21 protein-coding genes are annotated in these 24851 nt (G+C 63.8%); 17 read left to right on the top strand and 4 right to left on the bottom strand.

All coding sequences use genetic code 11. The features are described from left to right. Positions 1-68: 68 nt before the first annotated feature. Positions 69-2198, bottom strand: coding sequence for an acetate--CoA ligase family protein (locus IVA81_RS37040; RefSeq protein WP_247327411.1), 2130 nt, complete (start codon positions 2196-2198; stop codon positions 69-71). Between the two features lie 351 nt (positions 2199-2549). Here IVA81_RS37040 and IVA81_RS37035 point away from each other — a divergent pair, with 351 nt between their 5' ends. The 4 genes from IVA81_RS37035 (at position 2550) to IVA81_RS37020 (ending at position 6940) form a co-directional block, all read left to right on the top strand. Continuing rightward, on the top strand, positions 2550-3245 hold the full coding sequence (locus IVA81_RS37035) for a GntR family transcriptional regulator (RefSeq protein ID WP_195799034.1): 696 nt from the start codon (positions 2550-2552) through the stop codon (positions 3243-3245). 61 nt (positions 3246-3306) lie between these two features. Beyond that, positions 3307-5040, top strand: a complete 1734-nt coding sequence (gene oxc, locus IVA81_RS37030) for an oxalyl-CoA decarboxylase (RefSeq protein ID WP_247327410.1) — start codon at positions 3307-3309, stop codon at positions 5038-5040. Between the two features lie 61 nt (positions 5041-5101). Beyond that, positions 5102-6379, top strand: coding sequence for a formyl-CoA transferase (frc, locus tag IVA81_RS37025; RefSeq protein WP_247327409.1), 1278 nt, complete (start codon positions 5102-5104; stop codon positions 6377-6379). Between the two features lie 363 nt (positions 6380-6742). Beyond that, positions 6743-6940 (top strand): hypothetical protein, encoded by a 198-nt coding sequence (locus tag IVA81_RS37020; protein WP_247327408.1) that lies wholly within the window; start codon positions 6743-6745, stop codon positions 6938-6940. A 176-nt stretch (positions 6941-7116) separates the two neighbouring features. Here IVA81_RS37020 and IVA81_RS37015 read toward each other — a convergent pair whose 3' ends face one another. Together IVA81_RS37015 and IVA81_RS37010 are read right to left on the bottom strand one after the other, a co-directional pair. Next, on the bottom strand, positions 7117-7326 hold the full coding sequence (locus tag IVA81_RS37015) for a cold-shock protein (RefSeq protein ID WP_091953905.1): 210 nt from the start codon (positions 7324-7326) through the stop codon (positions 7117-7119). Positions 7327-7579: 253 nt separating this feature from the next. Further along, positions 7580-8554, bottom strand: coding sequence for an alpha/beta hydrolase (locus tag IVA81_RS37010; protein ID WP_247327406.1), 975 nt, complete (start codon positions 8552-8554; stop codon positions 7580-7582). A 210-nt stretch (positions 8555-8764) separates the two neighbouring features. Here IVA81_RS37010 and IVA81_RS37005 point away from each other — a divergent pair, with 210 nt between their 5' ends. After that, on the top strand, positions 8765-9208 hold the full coding sequence (locus IVA81_RS37005) for an SRPBCC family protein (protein WP_247327405.1): 444 nt from the start codon (positions 8765-8767) through the stop codon (positions 9206-9208). Positions 9209-9348: 140 nt separating this feature from the next. Here the strand turns inward: IVA81_RS37005 and IVA81_RS37000 are convergent, their stop codons facing one another. Beyond that, positions 9349-10680 carry an Hsp70 family protein gene (locus IVA81_RS37000; protein WP_247327404.1) on the bottom strand — a complete coding sequence of 444 codons (1332 nt, stop codon included), beginning with the start codon at positions 10678-10680 and terminating at the stop codon, positions 9349-9351. Positions 10681-11037: 357 nt separating this feature from the next. Between IVA81_RS37000 and IVA81_RS36995 the strand changes: the two genes are divergently transcribed. The 12 genes from IVA81_RS36995 (at position 11038) to IVA81_RS36940 (ending at position 23666) form a co-directional block, all read left to right on the top strand. After that, the gene (locus IVA81_RS36995; protein ID WP_167406555.1) at positions 11038-11175 is read left to right on the top strand and encodes a hypothetical protein; all 138 of its coding nucleotides are present in this window, start codon (positions 11038-11040) and stop codon (positions 11173-11175) included. Between the two features lie 504 nt (positions 11176-11679). Continuing rightward, on the top strand, positions 11680-12645 hold the full coding sequence (locus tag IVA81_RS36990; RefSeq protein WP_247327553.1) for a tripartite tricarboxylate transporter substrate-binding protein: 966 nt from the start codon (positions 11680-11682) through the stop codon (positions 12643-12645). 86 nt (positions 12646-12731) lie between these two features. After that, entirely contained in the window at positions 12732-13229 is a 498-nt protein-coding gene (locus IVA81_RS36985; protein WP_247327403.1) for a tripartite tricarboxylate transporter TctB family protein, read from the top strand. A 43-nt stretch (positions 13230-13272) separates the two neighbouring features. Continuing rightward, positions 13273-14772, top strand: coding sequence for a tripartite tricarboxylate transporter permease (locus IVA81_RS36980; RefSeq protein WP_247327402.1), 1500 nt, complete (start codon positions 13273-13275; stop codon positions 14770-14772). Positions 14773-15174: 402 nt separating this feature from the next. Beyond that, entirely contained in the window at positions 15175-16464 is a 1290-nt protein-coding gene (gene oxlT, locus IVA81_RS36975) for an oxalate/formate MFS antiporter (protein WP_247327401.1), read from the top strand. Between the two features lie 250 nt (positions 16465-16714). Further along, a complete protein-coding gene (oxlT, locus tag IVA81_RS36970) occupies positions 16715-18037 on the top strand; it encodes an oxalate/formate MFS antiporter (RefSeq protein ID WP_247327400.1) in 1323 nt (440 codons plus the stop codon). Positions 18038-18213: 176 nt separating this feature from the next. Further along, positions 18214-18642, top strand: a complete 429-nt coding sequence (locus tag IVA81_RS36965) for a CBS domain-containing protein (protein ID WP_247327397.1) — start codon at positions 18214-18216, stop codon at positions 18640-18642. A 226-nt stretch (positions 18643-18868) separates the two neighbouring features. Continuing rightward, positions 18869-19888: a 2-dehydropantoate 2-reductase gene (locus tag IVA81_RS36960; protein WP_247327394.1), complete on the top strand. Its 1020-nt coding sequence runs from the start codon at positions 18869-18871 to the stop codon at positions 19886-19888. Further along, positions 19888-20673: a fumarylacetoacetate hydrolase family protein gene (locus IVA81_RS36955; RefSeq protein WP_247327392.1), complete on the top strand. Its 786-nt coding sequence runs from the start codon at positions 19888-19890 to the stop codon at positions 20671-20673. Before IVA81_RS36960 ends, IVA81_RS36955 begins: the two co-directional genes overlap by 1 nt. A gap of 395 nt (positions 20674-21068) precedes the next feature. After that, entirely contained in the window at positions 21069-22475 is a 1407-nt protein-coding gene (locus IVA81_RS36950) for a hypothetical protein (RefSeq protein WP_247327391.1), read from the top strand. Between the two features lie 282 nt (positions 22476-22757). Further along, positions 22758-22961, top strand: a complete 204-nt coding sequence (locus tag IVA81_RS36945) for a hypothetical protein (protein WP_049814767.1) — start codon at positions 22758-22760, stop codon at positions 22959-22961. Positions 22962-23018: 57 nt separating this feature from the next. Continuing rightward, the gene (locus IVA81_RS36940; RefSeq protein WP_247327390.1) at positions 23019-23666 is read left to right on the top strand and encodes a hypothetical protein; all 648 of its coding nucleotides are present in this window, start codon (positions 23019-23021) and stop codon (positions 23664-23666) included. Positions 23667-24851: the final 1185 nt, after the last annotated feature.

The raw sequence follows: 24851 nt of genomic DNA, 5'->3' as shown, positions 1-24851 counted from the left end.
GCCGAAGCGCGAACCCGGAATCTCGAGATCCCGGGTTCGACGCTCCGGGATGACAGGAGAGACAGCGCTCAGAGCAGCCCTGCCCCGCGCGCCCATTTGTACTTGGCACCAAGCACCTCGACCGGCAGCTCGGTCGAATAGGCATAGGCCGGAATGCCGTTCTGGTAGAGATATTCAGCGGCCTCCTCGACTTCGACGTCGCCGGCGAGCGAAGCGACGATCGGCTTCACAAAACCCTTCGCCTCCATCTCCTTCTTCACCTCGACCATGTTGCGAGCGAACACCATCGGCGGCGTGACGATGGTGTGCCAGTAGCCGAGGATCAGCGAATGGATGCGCTCGTCGGAGAGGCCGAGCTTCACCGTGTTGACGTAGGTGATCGGCGGCTCGCCGCCGGTGATATCCACAGGATTTCCGGCCGCTCCAAACGGCGGGATGAACTTGCGGAACGCCGCGTCGAGATCCGGCGGCATCGACATCAGCGACAGGCCGTTGTCGACGCAGGAGTCCGACAGCAGCACGCCGGAGCCGCCGGCACCGGTGATGATCAGCACGTTCTCGCCCTTCGGCGTCGGCAGCACCGGCACGCCGCGGGCGAATTCGAGCAGTTGCCGCAAGCTGCGGGCCCGGATCACGCCGGACTGCGCCAGAACGTCCTCGTAGATCTTGTCGTTACCGGCGAGCGCACCGGTATGCGAGGACGCCGCCTTGGCGCCGGCCGAGGTGCGGCCGGCCTTGAGCACGACGACCGGTTTCTTCTTGGAGACGCGTTTTGCGGCTTCCGCAAAAGCGCGGCCGTCCTTGAGGTCTTCGCAATGCTGGGCAATGATCGAGGTGTTCGGGTCCTGCTCGAAGAATGCGAGCAGATCGTCCTCGTCGATATCGGACTTGTTGCCGAGGCCGACGATCGCCGAGACGCCCATCTTTGCCGAGCGTGAGAATCCGATGATCGCCATGCCGATGCCGCCCGACTGCGACGATAGCGCGGCCGAGCCCTTGACGTCGTAAGCCGTGCAGAAGGTCGCGCAGAGATTGGCGGGCGTATAGTAGAAGCCGTAGATGTTCGGCCCCATCAGGCGGATGTCGTACTTCTTGCCGACCTCGACGATCTCCGCCTGCAGCTCCGGCGCGCCGGCTTCCGCGAAGCCCGACGGGATCAGCACCGCGCCCGGGATTTTCTTCTCGCCGCATTCGGTGAGCGCTGCGGCCACGAACTTCGCGGGAATTGCGAACACCGCGGTGTCGATCACGCCCGGCACGTCCTTGACGCTTTTGTAGGCCTTGTAGCCGAGGATCTCGGCGGCCTTGGGATGGATCGGATAGATGTCGCCCTTGTAGCCGCCGTTGATGAGGTTCTTCATCACGGAATTGCCGATCTTGCCGTCCTCGGCGGAGGCGCCGACCACGGCGACCGCCTTCGGCTGCATGATGCGGTTCATCGCCGCGACGATCTCTTCGGTCGGGCGCGGCTTCGGCTTCGGCACATAGGCGAAGTCGACGACGATGCGCACGTCAGCGGCGGTCGCGCCCTTCGCCGTCGCGAACACCGGGTTGAGGTCGAGCTCGACGATTTCAGGGAAATCGGTGACGAGCTGCGAGACTTTGACGATGATTTCGGCGAGGGCGTTGCGGTTCACCGGCTCGCCGCCGCGCACGCCCTTCAGGATCTCGTGCGCCTGGATGCCGTCGAGCATCGAGAGCGCGTCTTCCTTGGTCGCGGGCGCGAGGCGGAAAGTGATGTCCTTGAGGACTTCGACCAGCACGCCGCCAAGGCCGAAGGCGACCAGCTTGCCGAACGAGCCGTCGGTGATCGAGCCGACGATCACTTCGGTGCCGCCGGCCAGCATCTGCTGCACCTGGACGCCCTCGATCTTGGCGTCGGCCTTGTACTTCTTGGCGTTGCCGAGAATGGTCTCGTAGGCCTTCTCGGCATCCTCGACCGTCTTGAGGCCGACGATGACGCCGCCGGCTTCGGTCTTGTGGAGAATGTCAGGCGAGACGATCTTCATCACGACGGGGAAGCCCATCGACGAGGCCATCTTGCCGGCCTCGCCGGCCGACTTCGCCACGCCCTCCTTCGGCACCGGAATGCCGTAGGCGTCGCAGACCAGCTTGCCTTCCGGCGCCGTCAGGCTGGTGCGGTTGTCCGCCTTGACCTGGTCAAGCACCTTGCGGACGGCATCTTTGGAATTGGACATGTGGCTTCTCCCTTGACCTCAGTTCGTTCTTTTCAAAGCGCGCGCGTGATTAGCGGCTGCCCGTGATGCTTGCCATTCGCCGCGCTATGTTCCATTTCGCGGAGCGAAGCGGCCTAAAGCCTGAGTTTACTCCGCCGACTTGGATCAAAAATGGCTGGCGATGGCATTTGGTATGCCAGAAGCCAACTTGTCAAGCCAGAGCACACCTTAGAACGCCGCAAAAAATAGCCGGCTTGACATTCTGGCATGTGGTATGCCAAAAACTTTCCCGTTAATAATCCTGTAAAAGACGACTCCCACTGGAGGAGATTCGTCGTGTCACTGCGGAAACCAACCAAGGCGTTGCCGAACATGGCCGAGGCAGATATCGCAATCGTTCGTATTGCCCCGGAGAGCAGCTTCAAGAACAAGGCGTATGACGCCTTGAAAGAAGCCATCCTCAAGATGGACATCTATTCGACGCCCGAGCCGGTGATGCTCGACGAGCGCGCGCTGTCCGAGCGCCTGGGTGTCAGCCGCACCCCGATCCGCGAAGCCATCGCGATGCTCGAGCAGGACGGTTTCGTGAAGACCGTGCCACGCCGCGGCATCATGGTGGTGCGAAGGACCAAGAGCGAGATCGTCGACATGATCCGCGCCTGGGCGGCACTGGAGAGCATGGCCGCCCGCCTCATCACCACCACCGCGCGCAAGAAAGACATCACGGCGCTGCGCGACTACTTCAAGGACTTCAGCAAGGACCGGCTGCCTGAAGATCACGTCGAGGAATATTCGCGGGCCAACATCGCCTTCCACCAGGCGCTGATCTCGCTGTCGGAATCGCCGGTGCTGGTCGATCTCACCAACGACCTCCTGCTGCACGTGCGCGGCTATCGCCAGCTGACCATCGGACGGAAGGACCGCACCGCGACCTCGCTGCCCGAGCATCTCGGCATGATCGAAGCACTGGAGGCGCGCGACACCGAGCTCGCCGAGAAGCGCGCCCGCGACCACACCCTCGGCCTTGCCGCTTACGTCGAAGCGCATGGTCAGGAACTCTTCACTTAGCAACGTTCACCAGAAGGGCGAAAAACTCGCCCCACTACTTGAGACCAGGGAGACAAGGCCCATGCTGAATACCGCGACCAAGTCCGAGGCACCGGGCACCGAGCAGGAACTGACGGATGGCTTCCATCTCGTCATCGACGCGCTCAAGCTGAACGGCATCAACACCATCTATAATGTGCCGGGCATCCCGATCACGGATTTGGGCCGCATGGCGCAGGCCGCCGGTATTCGCGTGATCTCCTTCCGTCACGAGCAGAACGCCGGCTACGCCGCCGGCATTGCCGGCTATCTCACCAAGAAACCCGGCGTCTGCCTCACGGTGTCGGCGCCCGGCTTCCTCAACGGCCTCACCGCGCTGGCCCACGCCACCACCAACTGCTACCCGATGATCCTGGTCTCGGGCTCCTCCGAGCGCGAGATCGTCGACCTGCAGCAGGGCGACTATGAGGAGATGGATCAGCTCGCGATCGCCAAACCGCTGTGCAAGGCGGCCTTCCGCGTGCTCCACGCCCAGGACATCGGCATCGGTTTCGCCCGCGCGATCCGCGCCGCGGTCTCGGGTCGTCCCGGCGGCGTCTATCTCGATCTGCCGGCAAAGCTGTTCGGCCAGGTGATGAGCGCCGATGCCGGCCAGAAATCACTGGTCAAGGTGATCGATGCGGCGCCCGCGCAGATCCCCTCGCCCGCTTCGGTCAAGCGCGCGCTTGATGTGCTCAAGGCCGCAAAGCGTCCGCTGATCATCCTCGGCAAGGGCGCGGCCTACGCGCAGGCCGACGAGGAGATCAAGAGCTTCGTCGAGAAGAGCGGCATCCCCTTCTTGCCGATGAGCATGGCCAAGGGCCTCCTCTCCGATACGCATCCGCAATGCGCGGGTGCTGCCCGCTCGACGGTGCTGAAAGAGTCCGACGTCGTCATGTTGATCGGCGCCCGGCTGAATTGGCTGCTATCGCACGGCAAGGGCAAGAGCTGGGGCGAAGCGCCCAAGAAGTTCATCCAGGTCGACATCGAGCCGCGCGAGATGGACTCCAACGTCGAGATCGTCGCGCCCGTCGTCGGCGACATCGGCTCGGTCGTCTCCGCCTTCAACCAGGCGATGGCAACGGGCTGGACCACTCCGCCCGCCGAATGGACCAAGGCGATCTCGTCCAAGCGCGAAGAGAACGTCGCCAAGATGGCGCCGAAGCTCATGAACAACAAGTCGCCGATGGATTATCACGGCGCACTCGGCGTGCTGAAGAATGTCATCAAGGAGCACCCCGAGGCGATCCTCGTCAACGAAGGCGCCAACACGCTCGACCTCGCCCGCGGCGTCATCGACATGTACAAGCCGCGCAAGCGTCTCGACGTCGGCACCTGGGGCGTGATGGGCATCGGCATGGGCCAGGCGATTGCCGCCGCACTCGAGACCGGTCACCCCGTGCTCGCAGTGGAAGGCGACTCGGCGTTCGGCTTCTCCGGCATGGAGGTCGAGACCATCTGCCGCTACAATCTTCCGATCTGCGTCGTCATCTTCAACAATGACGGCATCTATCGCGGCACCGACGTCAACGGCGCCAACGCCGATCCGGCGACGACGGTGTTCGTCAAGGGCGCGCGCTACGACAAGATGATGGAAGCCTTCGGCGGCGTCGGCGTGAATGCCACCTCGCCCGACGAGCTCAAGCGCGCCGTCAACGAGGCGATGGCCTCGGGCAAGCCGACGCTCATCAACGCGGTGATCGATCCGGCCGCAGGTTCCGAGAGCGGCCGTATCGGCAACCTCAATCCGCAGAGCGTCCTGCAGAAGAAGAAGTAAGTCCACCCTTCAACCCTTAATCCCTGCGGTTGGCGGGGCAGACAGAGTACGGAGCAACATGATGACCAAAGCGCTTGAGGGCGTTCGCATTCTCGACTTCACCCACGTGCAATCAGGACCCACCTGCACGCAGCTGCTGGCCTGGTTCGGTGCCGACGTGATCAAGGTGGAACGTCCGGGCGTGGGCGACATCACCCGCGGCCAGTTGCAGGACATCCCGAACGTGGACAGCCTGTATTTCACCATGCTCAACCACAACAAGCGCTCGATCACGCTCGACACAAAGAACCCCAAGGGCAAGGAAGTCCTCACCGAGCTCATCAAGAAGTGCGACGTGCTGGTCGAGAATTTCGGCCCCGGCGTGCTCGACCGCATGGGCTTTCCCTGGGAGAAGATCCAGGCGATCAACCCGAAGATGATCGTTGCCTCGATCAAGGGCTTCGGTCCCGGACCGTACGAAGACTGCAAGGTCTATGAGAACGTCGCGCAGTGCACCGGCGGCGCCGCCTCCACCACCGGCTTCCGCGATGGCCTGCCGCTCGTCACCGGCGCGCAGATCGGCGACAGCGGCACCGGCCTGCACCTGGCGCTCGGCATCGTCACCGCGCTCTATCAGCGTACGCATTCGGGCAAGGGCCAGAAGGTCACCGCCGCGATGCAGGACGGCGTGCTCAACCTCGCCCGCGTCAAGCTGCGCGACCAGCAGCGTCTCGCCCACGGCCCGCTGAAGGAATACAGCCAGTTCGGCGAAGGCATTCCGTTCGGCGACGCCGTGCCGCGCGCCGGCAACGACTCCGGCGGCGGCCAGCCCGGCCGCATCCTGAAGTGCAAGGGCTGGGAGACCGATCCCAACGCCTACATCTACTTCATCACCCAGGCTCCGGTCTGGGAGAAGATCTGCGACGTGATCGGCGAGCCCACCTGGAAGACCGATCCGAACTATTCCAAGCCGGCCGTCCGCCTGCCGCGCCTGAACGAGATCTTCGCCCGCATCGAGCAGTGGACGATGACCAAGACCAAGTTCGAGGCGATGGAAATCCTCAACAAGGACGACATCCCCTGCGGCCCGATCCTGTCGATGAAGGAGATCGCCGAGGACCAGTCGCTGCGCGCGACCGGCACCGTGGTCGAGGTCGACCACCCCACCCGCGGCAAGTACATCTCGGTCGGCAACCCGATCAAGCTGTCGGACAGCCCGAGCGACGTCGAGCGCTCCCCGCTGCTCGGCGAGCACACCGACGAGATCCTGCGCTCGGTGCTCGGCTTCAGCGACCATCAGGTCGCCGAGATCCACAAGTCCGGCGCCCTCGACCCGCCGCAGAAACAGGCCGCCGAGTAAGGCGTTGCATCAAGACAACGAAAGGCCGCCGGTTTCGGCGGCCTTTTTCGTGCGCATCGAAAGGACGGCGTCGCGCGGTCGGCACGTTTCCTGTGCCGAACCGGCCCACGCTAAATTAAAGACCGAGTCAGGGGAACCGACGCAAGAACCCGCCGTTATCCTTTCGACCCGTGTGCTCTCGGAAACGCGAGCGTACCGTCTCCACGGCGACCGACCAAGCGTCGCGCCAAAAGACCCGCCCAACACTGAAGAAGCAGCCACCCTCCCCGCAGAGGGCGACTAAGCAATCCATCTCGGCTTGCCGGCGGGAGGCGCCTCGTCCGGCGCTCGCGGGCCGCGCCCATTGATCGAAGTGAGGCTGAAATGTTGAGAGATCAATCCTCTGATCGGGCCAAGCGCGAAGCCAACAAGGCGTTCAAGCCTGTTAAAGCGCAGAAGCCGATGAATGACTATGCGAAGGACCAGCACTCCTTCAATGAGAATCGCGAGCGACTCAAGGCGGAGCGATTGGCCCGCGAGGCAAAGTCGGACAAGCTGCCCGGAAAAGACCTGCCGGAATAGGAAACGTCCTGTCGCTGGTTACGATCTGACACCCAGCACCGACGAAGGCCGCCGAAATCGACGCCTGACCTCGCCCTAGAGCATCGAGAGAACGACAAGGCCGTACCCGCTCAATCCTTACGATCGAGCGGGTAGCGTGGCCGTTTCAGTACATCCGTGAAACGGCGCTAAAGAGCTCAAGCCAGCGAGAGATTCTCGGCGCTGACCTTGCCCCGCATCTTGTCGGTCTTGGCCTCGAAGTTGACCTTCTGGCCTTCCGCGAGACCCGCAAGACCAGCCCGTTCGACCGCGCTGATGTGAACGAACACATCGCTGCCGCCGTCGTCGGGTTGAATGAATCCAAAGCCTTTTTGGCCGTTGAACCACTTCACAGTACCTGTCGTCATAGTCTTCTCCAAAGCGCATGCGCGCACGTTCCGCGTGATCGTCACGCAGAAAAAATTCAATCGTCGATGTCTCAGGAAAAGGAGCCCGCGGGCGCATTCAACAAGGCACAGCGGCTGAACGAACGACTTTAAGGTACACCTCACCATCCTCACATGCAAGGCTCGGCCAGAGTTAATTGCGCCTGCGATCTCAGCGGAACATTTCCAGGTCTGAAGCGACATCTACTGCGCGAAGTCACCTCCGGCGAAACACTCAGCGAGCACCGCCAGCAAGCTGCTCGCGAAAGTACTTCACCACCGCCGCGTTGAACTCGCGGTGAAAGGCCACCCTGTCGAATCCTTCCGGCGTGTCGGTGCAAATGCGCGGCACGGCTGCCGCAAGCTCCGGCGAGCAAGGTGCGAGGAAAGCAAAGTGGCCGGCCGGCACGACATGAATCTCGGGCTTGCCCGGCAAGCCCTCCGCGACGCGCTCGGTACCCGAACCGTCGCCGACACCGGGCCCGCCGAACTGCGAGCGCCAAAACTGGAACGGCACCTTGACCACGGCGAGGTTCTCCCGCGTTAGGACGCCCGGCGCAGGGTCGACGATCACGGCGGTACGGATACGCGCATCCTGTATCGGGTCAGGCGGCGTCTCGCCATTGTGAAGCTGGGCGCAAGCGCCGGTCGTCTCCTTGCAGAAGCTGGCCACCCTCGCGAAATCCGGCCTGGTGCCCATCAGCACGAAGCCGGTCGCACCGCCCAGCGAGAAGCCGAAGAAGCCGACCTTGTTCGCATCGATCACCGCTTTGTCTTTCCAGTCCTTCAGTACGAAATCGAGTAGGCGCACCATGTCCGCCGGACGCGATCCCCACAGCGACAGCGTATCGCGCCGCGAGGAGTCGTGGGTGGTATCGCCTGGATGATTGATCGCAGCGACGACGAAGCCGGCATCGGCGAGTGTCTCCACTGTGTCATGGTGTTGGCCGAACCACCCGCCCCTGCCATGCGAGAAGATCACCAGCGGCAGCTTTGCGCCTGCGACGGGACAATCCTTCGCGCCCTTCAAGCCGAAATCGGCGCCGACCGAAAGACTGCCGAGAGCCACGTGCGTCGGCTCGGCCGCGCACGGATACCAGATCGCGCCCGACAGCGCCGGATCGGATTGGAGAAGCTGAATGCCCGCGGCCTTGGCGGGTGAGCCAAGAAAAAGAAGCGCGACGGCGAAAGCCCAAAGCGTGCTGCGCAACGAAGGTCCCCCTGATTTCGCGCAGGAGTTGAACGATGAACGACAGCGGAATTGTGGCTTTGGCGCGCCAGACGTGCATTGCAGGCCGTCGGCCAGCCCCCAAAAAAATCCCCACATGCCTGTCGGATCGGCGCCACCCCGGTCGTCCTCGTGACATGAATGGGCCATAGACGCCAATCTCGGGCTCATCAAACACTGAGGATAACAACCATGCCCAGCACTGTCCGCCTGCATCGCGTCCTGACCACCAGCCCGGAGAAGGTCTATCGCGCCTTCCTGGAAGCGGATGCGATGGCGAAATGGCTTCCGCCGAACGGCTTCACCTGCACCGTGCACCATTTCGAGCCCAGGGTCGGGGGCACGTTCAAGATGTCGTTCCGGAATTTCACGACGGGCAACAGCCATTCGTTCGGCGGCGAGTATCTCGAGCTCGTACCGGGCGAACGTCTCCGCTACACCGACAAGTTCGACGATCCCAATCTGCCGGGCGAGATCCAGGTCACCGTGATCCTGAAGAAGGTCTCGGTCGGCACCGAGATCGACATCACGCAGGCCGGCATCCCCGACGTCATCCCGCCGGAGGCCTGTTATCTCGGCTGGCAGGAATCGCTGCGCAATCTGGCGAAGCTCGTCGAGCCCGAGATCAATCAGTAGCGAAGGCATCAGTCTCGTAGGGTGGGCAAAGGCGCACTTGCGCCGTGCCCACCATTCGTCTCTAGTCGCGTACAGGACGTGGGCACGCTTCGCTTTGCCCACCCTACGGCGCCGGTAAGAGCGCGCTCCGTCGTCGTTCGCTACCCGCCCGCCTTCGCCGTGATCCCGCCGCCTGCGGTCCATCGATCCGGATCAGGACTGTGTCCGATCAGCGCCAAGCCATAGGCGATCGACTCGAACTGGTCGCCCGACATCAGCCGTTCGTTGCCGAACCGTTCGGCGAACAATTTTCGGACGGCGGGCACAAAAGAAGTGCCGCCGGTCAAGAACACCTTCTCCACCTCGCGCGCGGTGATGCCGGCCTCGCCAAGCACCTTGTCGACGGTGGCTCCCAATCGGGCGATGTCGTCGGCGATCCAGGATTCGAAATTCTTCCGTGTGATGGCCGCGCCGATGTCGACGCCGCCGCCCTTGAAGCGGAAGTCGACCTCGTCCTGCGCCGACAGCGCCACCTTGGCATTGGACACTGCACGGTACAGCGAAAAGCCGAGGTCGAGATCGACGATGGTGATGAAATCCTCGAGCAGTTCCGGCTTCAGCGCGGTGCGCGCAAGCTCCCGCAACTCGCGCAGATCGCCGTTGCTCTTCATCATCGCCAGCTGATGCCAGCGCGCGAGGTTGGTGTAATGGCCGCTGGGGACTGGAAGCACCTTGTCGAAGGAGCGGAAGCTCGAGCCTTTGCCCAAGCGCGGCGAGACGACGTGGTCGACGATGCGGTAGTCGAACGTGTCGCCGGCAATGCCGATGCCGGCATGGCCGAGCGGTTCGGCGCGCAGGTGACCTCCCGCGCGCGAGAAGCGCATCACGGAGAAATCGCTGGTGCCGCCGCCGAAATCCGCGACCAGCACGGTGGCATCGCGCTCCAGCCTACGGGCAAAGGAGAACGCCGCGCCCACGGGTTCGTAGACATAGCGGGCGTGGCCGGCGCCAAGGCGCTCGAATGCGGCGCGGTAGCGCTGCATCGCCAGCGTCTCGTCGGGATTGCCGCCGGCAAAGCGCACGGGGCGGCCGACCGTGATGGTCGACGTCTCGAAGCCGAATTTGTCGCCGCCATGGCGCGCCAATGTCCGCAGGAACGCCGCCAGGATGTCCTCGAACTTGAAGCGCTGGCGGAAAACTTGCGTGGTGTTGAAGCTGCTGCTCGCCGCGAACGTCTTGAACGACTGGAGGAAGCGGTAGACGTGGCGGCCTTCGAGGAACTGCTCGATCGCCCACGGGCCGCCCTCGGCCTGGGCGCCGGCGCCGGGCCGATCCTCCCAGAAGCACAGCGCCGAGACGTAGACGCTGTGGCGCTGTCCGCCATGGTCGAAGCGGATGGCCTCGACCCGGCGGTCGTCGGCCGCGATGGCTACGACCGTATTGCTGGTCCCAAAATCGATGCCGATCGAGACGGCGGGCGAGGCGCTCGACATGAACCACTCTGACGGTTGATTGGATAAGGGGGCGGACCACTAGCCGCTTTGCATGTGCGTGCCAAGGCCCGCTCGTTGCAGTGCGGCCGGAACTTGGGTCTATCGCCTGCGGGATCCCGCTTCGGACCGGATAATAAAGCCTGCCTTTGGCGCCTTGCGGCGATCGACCGACCCCGCAATCCGCAGGCGCCGGTAACTTTATGTCCGAAAGCGGCCTCGTTAACCCAACGTTATGCTGCAATGCGAGATATCACATGCTGCTATGCAAACAAGAAAGTGGACAGTGGCATCTGGTATACATAGGTTGCCCTTCGAAATGAGACAGCAAGACTGACTGTCTCAAGAAAGGGATTTCCGATGTCCAAGACCGCTTCCGTCGCTCTCGCCCCCTCCTCCTCGCTGTTCGCCCGCCTGATGGCCGCGATCGACAGCTTTCTGATGGCGAGCGCCGAGATTTCCAACCACAACGGCGACCTGCCGCGTTTCGGCCTGTAAGAAGGCCTTGCCCTCCCCGCCGAGCGGCGGGCCGGCAGATCCCGCACACACTACGTTCGAGCAAATGGCCCCAAATCGGGGCCATTTGCTTTTGCGTGCTTGCCTGGCTCCACGACGCCCAACTGCGACGATTGGTCCGCCGGGTACCCAGCCGATCCGATTGTTTGTACGCTGGCATCTCGCATACCATTCGACAACAAAGAATGGATTGCACAACCAAAGGTGTAATGCGGGGAAAAATAGCGCAGGACGGGAACCGGCCGAGGGGCACATCTGCCGCGAACCTTGGCGGAGCCTTAGCCGAAAGGAGCGGATGCCGCGCCTTGTCCCTGCTCATAGAGTTTCTATCGGAACTGGCATGGGAGATCCGCCGCAAGGGTGACCCCAGGCACGTGAATTGAGATGGGCTGACGCAAGCCGCCAAAGAGCGGCTGCGTTCGAGGTTCGACAGGGAGAGAAACAATGAAGCCATTCGTTCTGAATGTCGCTCTGGCGGCAATCGCGATGTCGTGCGCCAGCAGCACCGCAAGCCGTGCTGGCTGGGAGCCGGTCCGTCCGGTCGAGTTCATCGTGCCCGCGGGCACCGGCGGCGGTGCCGATCAGATGGCACGCACCATCCAGGGCATCGTCACCAAGCACAATCTGATGAAGCAGCCGTTGGTCGTCATCAACAAGGCGGGCGGCGCGGGCGGCGAAGGCTTCCTCGATGTGAAGACGTCGTCGGGCAATCCTCACAAGATCATCATCACCCTGTCGAACCTGTTCACGACGCCGCTGGCGACGGGGATTCCGTTCAATTGGAAGGATTTGACGCCGGTGGCGATGCTGGCGCTCGACGAATTCGTGCTCTGGGTGAATGCCGAGAAGCCGTACGCCACCGTCAAGGACTACGTCGACGCGGCGAAGAAGGCACCGAGCGGCTCATTCAAGATGGGCGGCACCGGCTCCAAGCAGGAAGACCAGATCATCACGGTCGGCATCGAGAAGGCAATCGAGGCGAAGTTCACCTACATTCCCTACAAGGGCGGCGGCGAAGTCGCCGTTCAGCTCGTCGGCAATCACGTCGATTCGACCGTCAACAATCCGATCGAGGCGGTCGCGCAATGGCGCGGCGGCAAGCTCCGTCCGCTCTGCGTCTTCGACGCCCAGCCAATGGCCTATGACGAGCCGATCGCCGAGGGCAAGGCCTGGAAGGATATTCCGACCTGCAAGTCGCAGGGCCTCGCAATGGAATATCTCATGCTGCGCGGCATCTTCATGTCACCCAAGGCCACCAAGGATCAGATCGAATATTTTGTCGAGCTGTTCAAGAAGGTCCGCGCCACGCCGGAATGGCAGGATTTCATGAAGAGCGGCGCCTTCAACACGACCTTCCTGACTGGAGCCGACTACGCCAAGTGGATCGAGGCGGAGGAGAAGCGCCACGAGGGCTTGATGAAGGACGCCGGTTTCCTCGCATCGGCAAATTGACCCGGGGATATCGACGACGGCTGAGGACGCTGGCCGTCCTCCCGTCTGCCGCGACCGCGAAGGATTGCAATGCCGCTGGAGGTCCCATGACTGAACGATCCGGATCCGCATCTGGCCCGGCACACAAGACGCTGGAAATCGGCATGGCGCTGCTGATCGGCGCCTTCGGCCTGGTCGTGATCTTCGGCAGCCTGAAGGCCGGCATCAACTGGGGCGCGGAGGGCCCCCGCGCCGGCTTTTTCCCCTTCTATGTCGGCGCCACCATCGTCGTCGCAAGCGCCATCAACCTCTGGAGCGCGCAACGCGACAATGACGGCCGGCTGTTCGCAGAATGGGGCCAGCTTCGCCAGGTCATGAGCGTCGTCGTGCCCACTGCGATCTATGTCGGCTCGATGCCGTTCATCGGCCTCTACGTCGCCTCCATGGTCTTCATCGCCTGGTTCATGCGCTGGCTCGGCGGCTATCGCTGGCTGACCGTCGCCGCGGTCGCGATCGGCATGCCGGTCGTGACCTATCTCGTTTTCGAGCGCTGGTTCCTGGTCCCGCTTCCCAAGGGGCCGCTCGAGGAATGGCTCGGTCTGTAAGAGCTGCGCCGTCATCCCCGTTATTGCTGCAGGACGTATCGACATGGAAGAGTTGGCCAATCTGTTTCACGGCTTCGCGGTCGCCCTGCAGCCCTACAACATCATGCTGATGATCATCGGCATCACGCTCGGCGTCATCATCGGCGTGCTGCCGGGGCTCGGGGGCGCCAACGGCGTCGCCATCCTCCTGCCTCTGACCTTCAGCATGCCGCCGACATCGGCGATCATCATGCTGTCCTGCATCTATTGGGGCGCGTTGTTCGGCGGCGCCATCACCTCGATCCTGTTCAACATACCCGGCGAGCCCTGGTCCGTGGCGACCACCTTCGACGGCTATCCGATGGCGCAACAAGGCAAACCCGGCGAAGCCCTGACCGCCGCCTTCACCTCTTCCTTCGTCGGCGCGCTGTTTGCCGTCATCATGATCACGCTGGTCGCCCCCCTCGTCGCGGGCTTTGCGCTGCGATTTGGTCCGGCGGAGAAGTTCGCGGTCTACTTCCTCGCCTTCTGCAGCTTTGTCGGCTTGAGCAAGGAGCCACCGTTCAAGACCATCGCGGCGATGATGATGGGCTTTGCACTCGCGGCGGTCGGCCTCGATTCGATCACGGGACAATTGCGGCTGACCTTCGGCGTCACGGAGCTGCTCAACGGGTTCGACTTCCTGATCGCCGTGATCGGCCTGTTCGGCATCGGCGAGATCCTGCTGACCATGGAGGAAGGGCTGGCGTTCCGCGGCGGCAACGCCACCATCAACCTTCGTGTGGTCATCCAGACCTGGCGAGAGCTTCCTACCTACTGGATGACCTCGCTGCGCTCCTGCCTGATCGGGTGCTGGATGGGCGTCACGCCCGCCGGCGCAACGCCGGCATCCTTCATGAGCTACGGCATCGCCAAGCGCCTGGCCCGACGCGGCAACAATTTCGGCAAGGGCGAGATCGAGGGCGTGATCGCGCCCGAGACGGCCGCACATGCCGCGGGCACCTCGGCGCTGCTGCCGATGCTGTCACTCGGCGTGCCCGGCTCCCCGACCGCCGCCGTTCTGCTGGGCGGCTTGCTGATCTGGGGCCTGCAGCCCGGCCCCATGCTGTTCGTCGAGCAGAAGGAATTCGTCTGGGGCCTGATCGCGTCGATGTATCTCGGCAATCTCGCCGGCCTCATCGTCGTGCTCACCTGCGTGCCGATCTTCGCCGCGATCCTGCGCGTGCCCTTCGGCATCATCGCGCCGCTGATCCTGGTGCTCTGCGCGATCGGCGCCTATTCGGTGCACAACAGCACCTTCGACGTGATGCTGATGCTGGTGTTCGGCGTGCTCGGCTATCTCCTGAAGAAGTGCAACTACCCGCTTGCGCCGCTGGTGCTCGCCATCGTGCTCGGCGACAAGGCGGAGGAAGCCTTCCGCCAGTCGCTGCTGGGATCGCAGGGCTCGCTCAACGTGTTCTTCTCCAACGGCCTCGTCAGCACGATCATGGTGCTCGGCCTGGTCGCCTTGTTCTGGTCCGCGATCCAGGAAGGCTACAGCCGGCTCCGCACGTCGATGGCGTGAGGCAGATTCGCGCCGCCACCCCTGCCAAACGGTCGCAGGTCGAACTTCTGGAATAAAGAATTCCAGCGGGAGGGCGCTCGTCGAACGCCCCCTGTCGGCGTGCGCGAGCAGCGCATGAGGGAGAAAATCCCCGCGCGCACCGGCTTTCCCCAGCGCGCTCACGGCCTGGCGTCATGCTGAAAAATACCTATAAAATCAGTGGCTTGAGTGGCCATAACGACTGCTGCCACCGACACCCTGGCAGCGATAGGGCTTTACAAGCGCGCCGCCATGACACATGTGAACAGACCCGCGTTATTTCGCCGCACCTCCCCGTCCGTCGCTTGAATCTTGGCATAATGCATACCAGGATGCCCGCCAGCGCATGCATAAAAATGATCGGCGCGTTCGGGAGGGTTTTTAATGACGGACATGGTGCAGTCGGCAGCGGCCCCTAGTGTCGCGCGCGTAAGCGATGCTTATCGCTGGACGCAATTGGCGGTCGGTGTAGCGGCGATGGTGATGATCGCCAACTATCAATACGGCTGGACATTCTTCGTCCCCGACATCCAGAAGAAATTCGGCTGGGATCGCGCGTCGATCCAATGGGCCTTTACGCTGTTCGTGCTGTTCGAGACCTGGCTGGTGCCGATCGAAGGATGGTTCGTCGACAAATACGGTCCGCGCATCGTCGTGCTGGTCGGCGGCGTGCTCTGCGCCATCGGCTGGGCGATCAACGCGCAGGCCACCACGCTCAACGGCTTTTATCTCGGCATGATCATCGCGGGTATCGGCGCCGGCGGCGTCTACGGCACCTGCGTCGGCAACGCGCTGAAGTGGTTTCCGGACAAGCGCGGTCTTGCCGCGGGCATCACGGCCGCGGGATTCGGTGCAGGCTCCGCGCTGACCGTCGCGCCGATCCAGGCCATGATCAAGGACAGTGGCTTCCAGACCACCTTCCTCTATTTCGGCCTCGGCCAAGGCATCATCATCTGCATTCTCGCCTTCTTCCTGCTCGCGCCGAAAGCGGGCCAGGTGCCGAACGTGGTGGCGAATGCCAATCTGCTGCAGACCCGGCGCAACTACCAGCCGACCGAAGTGCTGCGTCAGCCGATCTTCTGGCTGATGTACTTCATGTTCGTGATCGTCGGCGCCGGCGGTTTGATGGTGACGGCTAACCTGAAGCCGATCGCGGCCGACTGGAAGGTCGACAACGTGCCGGTCACGCTGATGGCCGTGACGATGACGGCGGTGACCTTCGCGGCCACGATCGACCGCGTGCTCAACGGCCTGACGCGTCCGTTCTTCGGCTGGATCTCCGACATGATCGGCCGCGAGAACACGATGTTCATCGCCTTCGGCATGGAAGGGTTCGGCATCTGGATGCTCTACCTCTGGGGCCACGATCCGATCTGGTTCGTGCTGCTCTCGGGCTTCGTGTTCTTCGCCTGGGGTGAGATCTACTCGCTGTTCCCCTCGACCTGCACCGACACGTTCGGCGCCAAGTTCGCGACCACCAATGCCGGCCTGCTCTACACCGCGAAGGGCACCGCCGCGCTGCTGGTCCCGATCGGCAATTACATGCAGCAATCGTCGGGCACCTGGGACAGCGTGTTCATCATCGCAGCCGGCGCCAACATCCTGGCTTCGCTGCTGGCGATCGCGGTGCTGAAACCCTGGCGCAAGGTCGTGGTCGCGAAATCGACCGTCTGACACGCTCCACCACAGCTCTTCATCGAGCAGACGCCCGGCCTCGCGGCCGGGCGTTTTCGTTTGCGCGAGGCCTTTTACCGGCACGATGGAACCGCAGATTTTCTTGGATGGAGGGTCAAGTTAGAGCTTGCTTTCTGGAATATGGTATACCAAGTTCGGCGACGCGCTTGCGACGATAAGCCACAACATTGCGACATCAGGTCATCTTGGCAAACGATGTCGACCAGACGAGCGCGTTGGGAGGTTCTTGATGATTTCCAGCTCGGACGGCGCCGTCACGGCCGCGCCTCTTCGCACCAATTTCCGTTGGCTCCAGCTCGGCATGGGCATCGTCTGCATGGCGATGATCGCCAACCTGCAATATGGCTGGACGCTGTTCGTCGATCCGATCGATGCGGCCCATCATTGGGGACGCGCCGCGATCCAGCTCGCTTTCACCATCTTCGTCGTCACCGAGACCTGGCTGGTGCCGGTCGAGGCCTGGTTCGTCGACAAATACGGCCCGCGCATCGTCGTCATGTTCGGCGGCGTGATGATCGCGCTCTCGTGGATCCTCAACTCTTACGCCGACTCGCTCACTTTGCTCTACACGGCCGCGGTCATCGGCGGCATGGGCGCGGGCGCGGTCTACGGCACCTGCGTCGGCAACGCGCTGAAATGGTTTCCCGACCGCCGCGGCCTTGCCGCCGGCGCGACCGCCGCCGGCTTCGGCGCCGGCGCCGCACTCACCATCGTGCCGATCGCGAGCATGATCGCATCGAGCGGCTATCAGCACGCCTTCCTCACCTTCGGCATCGGCCAGGGCGTGATCGTGTTCGCGCTCGCCTTCTTCATCCAGCCGCCGCGGCTCTCGATTCCGCCGAGGAAGAAGCAGCTTAATCTGCCGCAGACCAAGATCGACTTCACCCCGCCGCAGGTGCTGCGCACCCCTATTTTCTGGGTCATGTATCTTGTCTTCGTCATGGTCGCCTCGGGCGGCCTGATGACGGCGGCCCAGATCGCCCCGATCGCGCACGACTTCAAGATCGCCGACACGCCGGTCACGCTTGCCGGCTTCCAGATGGCGGCGCTGACCTTCGCGATCTCGCTCGACCGCATCCTCGATGGTTTCGGCCGCCCGTTCTTCGGCTTCGTCTCGGACACGATCGGCCGCGAGCACACCATGTTCATCGCTTTCGGCACCGCCGCGCTGATGCTCTTGACGCTGTCGGCCTACGGTCACATCCCGCTGGTCTTCGTGCTGGCGACCGCGGTTTACTTCGGCGTTTTCGGCGAGATCTACTCGCTATTCCCCGCGACCTGCGGCGACACCTTCGGCTCGAAGTTCGCAACCACCAACAACGGCATGCTCTACACCGCGAAGGGCACTGCCTCCCTGCTCGTTCCGCTCGCAAGCGTGATCTCGGCGGCCTATGGCTGGAAAGCCGTGTTCGTGGTCGCGGTGGCCTTGAACGCGACGGCGGCGCTGATGGCGCTGTTCGTGATCAAGCCGCTGCGCCGCTCCTTCATCCTCGGCAAGGAAGCCGAAAGCACTGAGACCGCGACCGGCAGCGCCAAGACCGAGACGGCGTAACCGCCGTATGCTCTCTCACAACGAAAAAGGGGCGCAGCAATGCGCCCCTTTCTTTTTGTGTCGGCGACAAACGTCAGCATCGCTGTCGCAAGATTTTTCGGATCACCCAATCCAATGCTTGACGATTGGCATTATGTATACCACACTTCTCCCAACATTCACCCAGGGAGGTTGCAATGCTGGTCGGAGACATTCTGCGCAAGAAGACGCCGCGCGTTGTCACGGTGCGAATGAACGAAACGGTGGGTATCGCCGCCAAGCTGATGCGCGCCAACAACATCAGCGCGCTGGTGGTCAAGGACGTGGTCCGCTCCGAGGGTAACACCGCGGTCGGCATGTTCACCGAGCGCGACGTCGTGCGCGCCGTCGCCGATCACGGCACGAACGCCGTCAACGTCAAGGTCTCGCAGCTCGTCTCGGTGCAGCAGCTCGTGTCCTGCACCTCGGGCGACACGATCGAGCACGTCCGTCATCTGATGAACATTCATCACATCCGCCATTTGCCTGTGATCGACGATTACAGCCTCGTCTCCGTCATCAGCATGCGCGACATCGCAGCTGCCATGGACGAGGCCATCAACGGCAAGCCGCAAGCAGCCGCCTAAAGCGTCGCACACTTCCAGCCACGGAAAGGACGCGCCCCCTCTCCCGCTTGCGGGAGAGGGTTGGGGAGAGGGTGTCTCCGCTGGGGAGACTCCCCCAAGAGGACAGAGCCCTCACCCGCCGCGCTCTCCGAGCGCGTCGACCTCTCCCGCAAGCGGGAGAGGTGCAGCGGCCCCGTGGCCCCATCGATCGAACCAACTGCCAATTCGGCTCCTTCGCGAGGACTTCATGAAGATCTGCATCTACGGCGCCGGCGCGATCGGCGGATATCTCGGGGTTCAGCTCGCGCGCGCAGGCGCCGATGTCAGCCTCATCGCACGCGGCGCCCACCTTGCCGCGATGCGCGAGCGCGGCCTGACGCTGCTCGCGGGCGAGGAGAAGCACACCGTACATCCGCGCTGCACCGACGATCCCGCCGAGCTCGGCGTGCAGGACTACATCATCATCACGCTGAAGGCGCATTCGATCACCGGCGTGATCGAGAGGATGCAGCCGCTCCTGGGCCCGCACACCCGCATCGTCACCGCCGTCAACGGCATCCCCTATTGGTACTTCTACAAGCACGGCGGCCAATACGAGAACGCGACGCTGGAGAGCATCGATCCCGGCGGGCGGCAGTGGCGCGAGATCGGCGCCGAGCGCGCCATCGGCTGCATCGTCTATCCCGCGACCGAGATCGAGGCGCCCGGCGTGATCCGCCACGTCTACGGCAACAATTTCCCGCTCGGCGAGCCCTCGGGCGAGATCACCTCGGACGTCACGCGCCTCGCCGATCTCTTCGTCGCCGCCGGGCTGAAGGCCCCGGTGCTCGACCGCATCCGCGACGAGATCTGGCTGAAGCTCTGGGGCAATGTCTGCTTCAACCCGATCAGCGCGCTCACGCACGCAACGCTCGACGTGATCTGCACCGATCCGGCCACGCGCTCGCTGTCGCGCGCGATCATGGTGGAGACGCAAGCGATTGCCGAGACCTTCGGGGTCAAATTCCGCGTCGACGTCGAGCGCCGCATCGAGGGTGCCCGCAAGGTCGGCGCTCACAAGACCTCGATGCTGCAGGATCTCGAGCGTGGCCGCCCCATGGAGATCGACCCGCTCGTCACCGTCGTGCAGGAGATGGGCCGCCTCACCGGCATCGCCACGCCCGCGCTCGACTCGGTGCTGGCGATGGTGACCCAGCGCGCCCGCATCGCCGGCCTCTATGACGGCCTCTCGACGCTATCAGATCCCCGCGCATTGGCGGTGGCGTGATGACAACCGAGGTGAAAAACTGGCTGCGCTTCCGCCATGCCGGCACGACCGGTTTCGGCACGCTGACGCCATCGGGGATCAGCGTGCATGAGGGCGAGATGTTCGGCCGCAACGCCGCGACCGGCAAGAGCCTGGCGCTCTCGGAGGTCGAGCTGCTGGCCCCATGCGCGCCCAGCAAGATCGTCGCGCTCTGGAACAATTTTCACGCGCTGGCCGCCAAGCTGAACCAGCCCGAGCCGCCGGAGCCGCTCTATCTGCTCAAGGCCACCACCAGCATCACGACGCCGGGCGCCGTGATCCGCCGTCCCTCTTACTACGACGGCAAGACCACCTATGAGGGCGAGCTCGGCATCGTCATCGGCAAGACCTGCGCCCGTGTCTCCCCGGGCGAAGCCGACAGCTTCATCTTCGGCTATACCTGCGTCAACGACATCACCGCCAACGACATCCTCACCAGCGACCCCACCTTCCCGCAATGGGCCCGCGCCAAGGGCATCGACGATTACGGCCCGTTCGGCCCCATCATCGCAACCGGCCTCGATCCGGCCAAGCTCGTTGTCCGCACCATCCTCAACGGCGCGGAGCGGCAGAACTATCCGATCTCCGACATGATCTTCACCGCGCAGGAGCTGGTCAGCAAAATCTCCCACGACATGACCCTGCTCCCCGGCGACCTCATCGCCGTCGGCACCTCGGTCGGCGTCGGCGTGATGAAGGAGCCGGTGAACACGGTGACGGTTGCGATCGACGGCATCGGCGAGCTGACCAACGAGTTTCGGCTGTAGCGGCGAACACGGTGCAGTAGCCCGGATGAGCGAAGCGACATCCGGGGAGGCCTGTCGTGTGGCACCCCGCATGTCGCTGCGCTCATGCGGGCTACGACCTTTCCTTCTCCGTCATTCCGGGGCGCGCCGAGCGCGAACCCGGAATCCATCTGGCGGCAGTGACGGTCGATAGATGGATTCCGGGCTCGGCGCTTTGCGCCGCCCCGGAATGACGGCGAGAGCGGTAGCCCTGCTCGTCGGGAAAACCCGGCACTCACCGCAGCCACCACCGACCGGCTGACGCAACCGGCGGTGGATTGCGCTACCGGAAACAGCCGGCACCTCCGTCCGCCCCTTGCGCTCGGTTTCGCTCTTCGCAATCATGGCAAAAATGTGCGCCGGCGTGAGGATTCACGATGTGGCTGTTTTTCCTGATTGCCTGGTTCGGGCTGCTCGCCGTCATCGCGGTCTTTACCCAGCAAACGTTCGGTTATGACGTCAGTCACCTGCCGGCCTGGTTCGCCGGCCTGCCCGTGCCGCAGCGCATCGCGACCGGCGCGATCCTTGCCGTTGCGCTGGCGCTGATCGGGGCAACCGCCTGGCGGCTGTCACGCCAGGACCGGCGCCTCGACACCTTGCGCAATCGCCTCAAGAAAACCAGGGAGGACGTCGTCGTCGCCCACGCCCTGCAAAACCACCTCGATGCCACCGTCCAGCACCTGATCGAAAGCGATCCCCGGGAGGCGGTCTCCGCCCTCCACGACAAGCTCGGCGAGACCGAGCAGCGCGCGCGGCACCAGCAGGGCCGCAACGAATCCACCGACATGCACGACCAGCTCGCCGAGATCCGCCGCCGCCAGCAAGCGCTGCGCGAGATGGTCGGCAAGGTCGCCGATCAGCGCCGCGCGGTCGAGCCCGTCTTCACCGAGATCCGCGACCGCCAGAACCAGCTCGAACGCTCGCTGCACGACCTCGAGACCGATGACCGCAAGAACAATCTCGCCGACCGGCAGAGGGACATCGCGCGCGACGTGTCGGCACTGCTGGGGCGGGTGAACGCGGTGCAGGAGACATTTGCGACCCTGAACCGGTACAAGGAGGATCTGGCGAAATCGCACGCCGAGCTGGTGCCGCTGCGATCAACGGATGCCGGTATCAACGCCCTGATCGGCGAGCTCAGCCTCAGCCACGACCGCCTTGCGAAGAGCATCGACGAGCTCGAGACCGGCGGCGAAGCGCCGCTTCCCACCCGCGTCGAAACGCTGTCGAAGAACAAGATCGAGATCGAGCAGCGCCTCGCCCGCATCGACGACAGCTTCAACATTCTCAAAGGCATCCGGCTCGATTTCGAGGAGCTAGGCCAGCGCCGGGCCCAGCTCGAGCGCGCGCTCGCCGACGTCGAGACGGACGCTGACGGCAAGACCCTCGCTGACCGCCAGAACGCGCTGAACGATTTCGTCCTCCAGTCGCGCCAGCGCCTCGGCGCGCTACAGGAGACGCTGGCGACGCTGAACGCCTTCAAGACGGAGCTGTCGAAGTCGCAGGCCGACCTCGTCCCGCTGAAGGCCCCGGTGTTCGGCATCGAGGCCATGATCGCGGACGTCGGCACCACCCGGGACCTCCTCGCCAAAACCGTCGGCGAGATCGAAGCCAACGGCGACGTCACCCTCGCCTCGCGCGTCGACGCGCTCACCAAAAGCAAGCGCGAGGTCGAAGACCGCCTCGCCCGCATCTTCGACAATTTCAACGCTCTCGATGCCTTGCGCAAAGACATCGGCGGCGTCTTCGCGACGATCAGGAATAGCCTCAACCGAATCGGGTGAGAACATCGGTGCCGTAGCCCGGATGAGCGAAGCGACATCCGGGAAGCAAGCTCCGCGAATAGCTCCCGCATATCGCTTCGCTCATGCGGGCTACAAGAACGCACGCTGCAAAGCGCATCACACGCCCCTCCGAAACATCCAGACACATCACATCTCCGCGCGCCCGATCAATGCCGCCGACATGCCCCGCGCGCGCCGCAACTTGGACGTATTCGGACGCCCTTCTGGGGGGCGTGTCTGGGGGCACGGCACTGCCGTGTTTGGACCAAACCTTCTAGGGGTATCGCTGTGAAGAAGATTGTAATTGCTCTGGGTGCCACGCTTGCTCTGGTGACGGCTGCGAACGCTGCGGATCTGCCGCGCCGCCAGCCCGTGCCGGTCTATCCGGCCGAGCAGGCCCCGATCGGCAAGATGCCAATTGGCAAGAGCCCGGTCGGAAAGGCCCCGATCGGTAAGGCGCCGGGCCCGGTCGCAGCGCGCTACTGACGCGCCGCGCAAGACGCGCAAAACCAGCGTAAGCGGCCGACAGTCGAGGGGCACAGCGTGACGAACAAATCTGATCGATCGGGATCCTGCATCCTTGCGGGGCTCGCGCTCGCGGCAATGATCGCATGCCTGATGCCCTCGGCTTCGGCGCACGAAGCGAACAAGCGCGTTGACGCCAATGCGCTTGCCACGACCGACTCCACATCACGGCCGGCGCCGCCATCGACGCGGCGCTCGGTCGCGCGCGCGGAGAAGGGTCCGTATTACGTCGACTTCCGCGCCCGCACAGCCGCGAGCTGGGGTCACGCCTTCGTCTGGTACGGCAAGACCAGCGAGCGCGCCGTGGAGGTCGCAGGGCTGACGCCTGCCGGTGACACGCTCGCTTACGTGCTCGGCCACATCACCTTTGTGCCGTCGGAGACCGGCGCGAGCTACGGCGATCTCGATCCGGACTATCTGACCGCGAGCTATCGCGTCTATCTCAACGAGGCCGACGCCAAGCGCGTGTTCGCCTATATCAAGAAATTGCAGGCGAGCTCGCCGGTGTGGAACGCCGAGACCGCCAACTGCACCGGCTTCATCGGTGACATCGCCGAGTTCATGGGCTTGCAAGTCCCCAACCGCTGGCAGCGCCCGGAAAACTTCGTCAACCGCCTCAAGGAAATGAACGGCGGCCGCCAGATGGTGCGGCTGTCGGCGGAGTAGACGAAGTCTTGTAGCGTCGGCCTTGTAGCCCGGATGAAGCGCAGCGAAATCCGGGACCGCCCTCGCTTGTCGCGCCAGCCCCGGATTGCGCTTCGCTCCATCCGGGCTACGAACCTCGATCGTCCTCCATCGCCGTCATTGCGAGCGCAGCGAAGCAATCCAGAATCCCTCCTCGGAGACGGTCTGGATGCTTCACTGCTCGCAATGACGGTGTTGATGCAGTCGCGCGGAATAGCTTGCCGGAGTTCGAAGCGGCGCCTCGCCCGTCGGGCAACACACCCGCACAAATCCCGCACTCCGCCTGTCAAGCCCCGCTCGCGTAAATATTCCACTTTACCGAAATTCGGATTTGTCGTACAAGCGAAACACCCCGGCCCGAGACAAGGGGCGGATCGCGATCGTCACGAACCGCGGGCTGGGCAGCGATGGACGCGACGGCGTCGGGCGCGAAGAGCGTTGCAGGGCGGGAAACCGTGAGCAAAGGGCTTCGCGCATACGACCCGGCGCCGACAGCGTCTTCGCGTGGCTTCGGGCGTGGGCACACGCCAGCACTCGAAGCGACATGCGAGGACGTGCGCGGACGGCCAAGTCGTGTGGTCCTGACGCCCGGGGTCTGTGCGTCAAGTCTTGTGGTGATGTGGCGGCCCGACCGGGTGCGCGCATCGATCATCTGCATGGCGACGGGGGCAATAGTGCATCGCTCCCCGGGGAGAGCACGAAGTACGCCGTAAACCATCGCGCAGGGAAGGCCGGGCGTTCGGCTCACCTGTGGTCCACCCCGTGTGCATCTTTTCGCGCACGGACTGCGGGTGCCAGCCGGCGCCCGGCCTTCCCTGCGCCTTTGTCTCCGCAAGGGCGATGCGATCAAGCAAAACTCGGGCGAAATGCGCCGCGAGAGGGTGAAGGTGTGCCTGCGATTTGGAAGCTGTCGAGATGAGCAGCGGATCGTTTGTCCGTGCCCCGGACGCAGCGCAGCGTCTCCCTGGCGATGCGAAGCATCGTCCAGCGGGACGGTGCGCTGCAGAGCCGGCGGCCCATCTCTGGGATCGCTCGTGGGACATGGGTCCCGGCCCTGCGCAGCGACGCGTTGCAGCGCGTCCGGGACACGAGACCGAGTGGCGCTGCCTCTTCCGCGCGCCGCAGCGCAATTATCCGCCCCACGGAATCCCCTCACCCCCGCATGAT

Origin of the sequence: Bradyrhizobium sp. 141, from assembly GCF_023074055.1 — a bacterium.
Taxonomy (GTDB): Bacteria; Pseudomonadota; Alphaproteobacteria; order Rhizobiales; family Xanthobacteraceae; genus Bradyrhizobium.
This window is presented reverse-complemented; position numbering and strand designations above follow the sequence as displayed.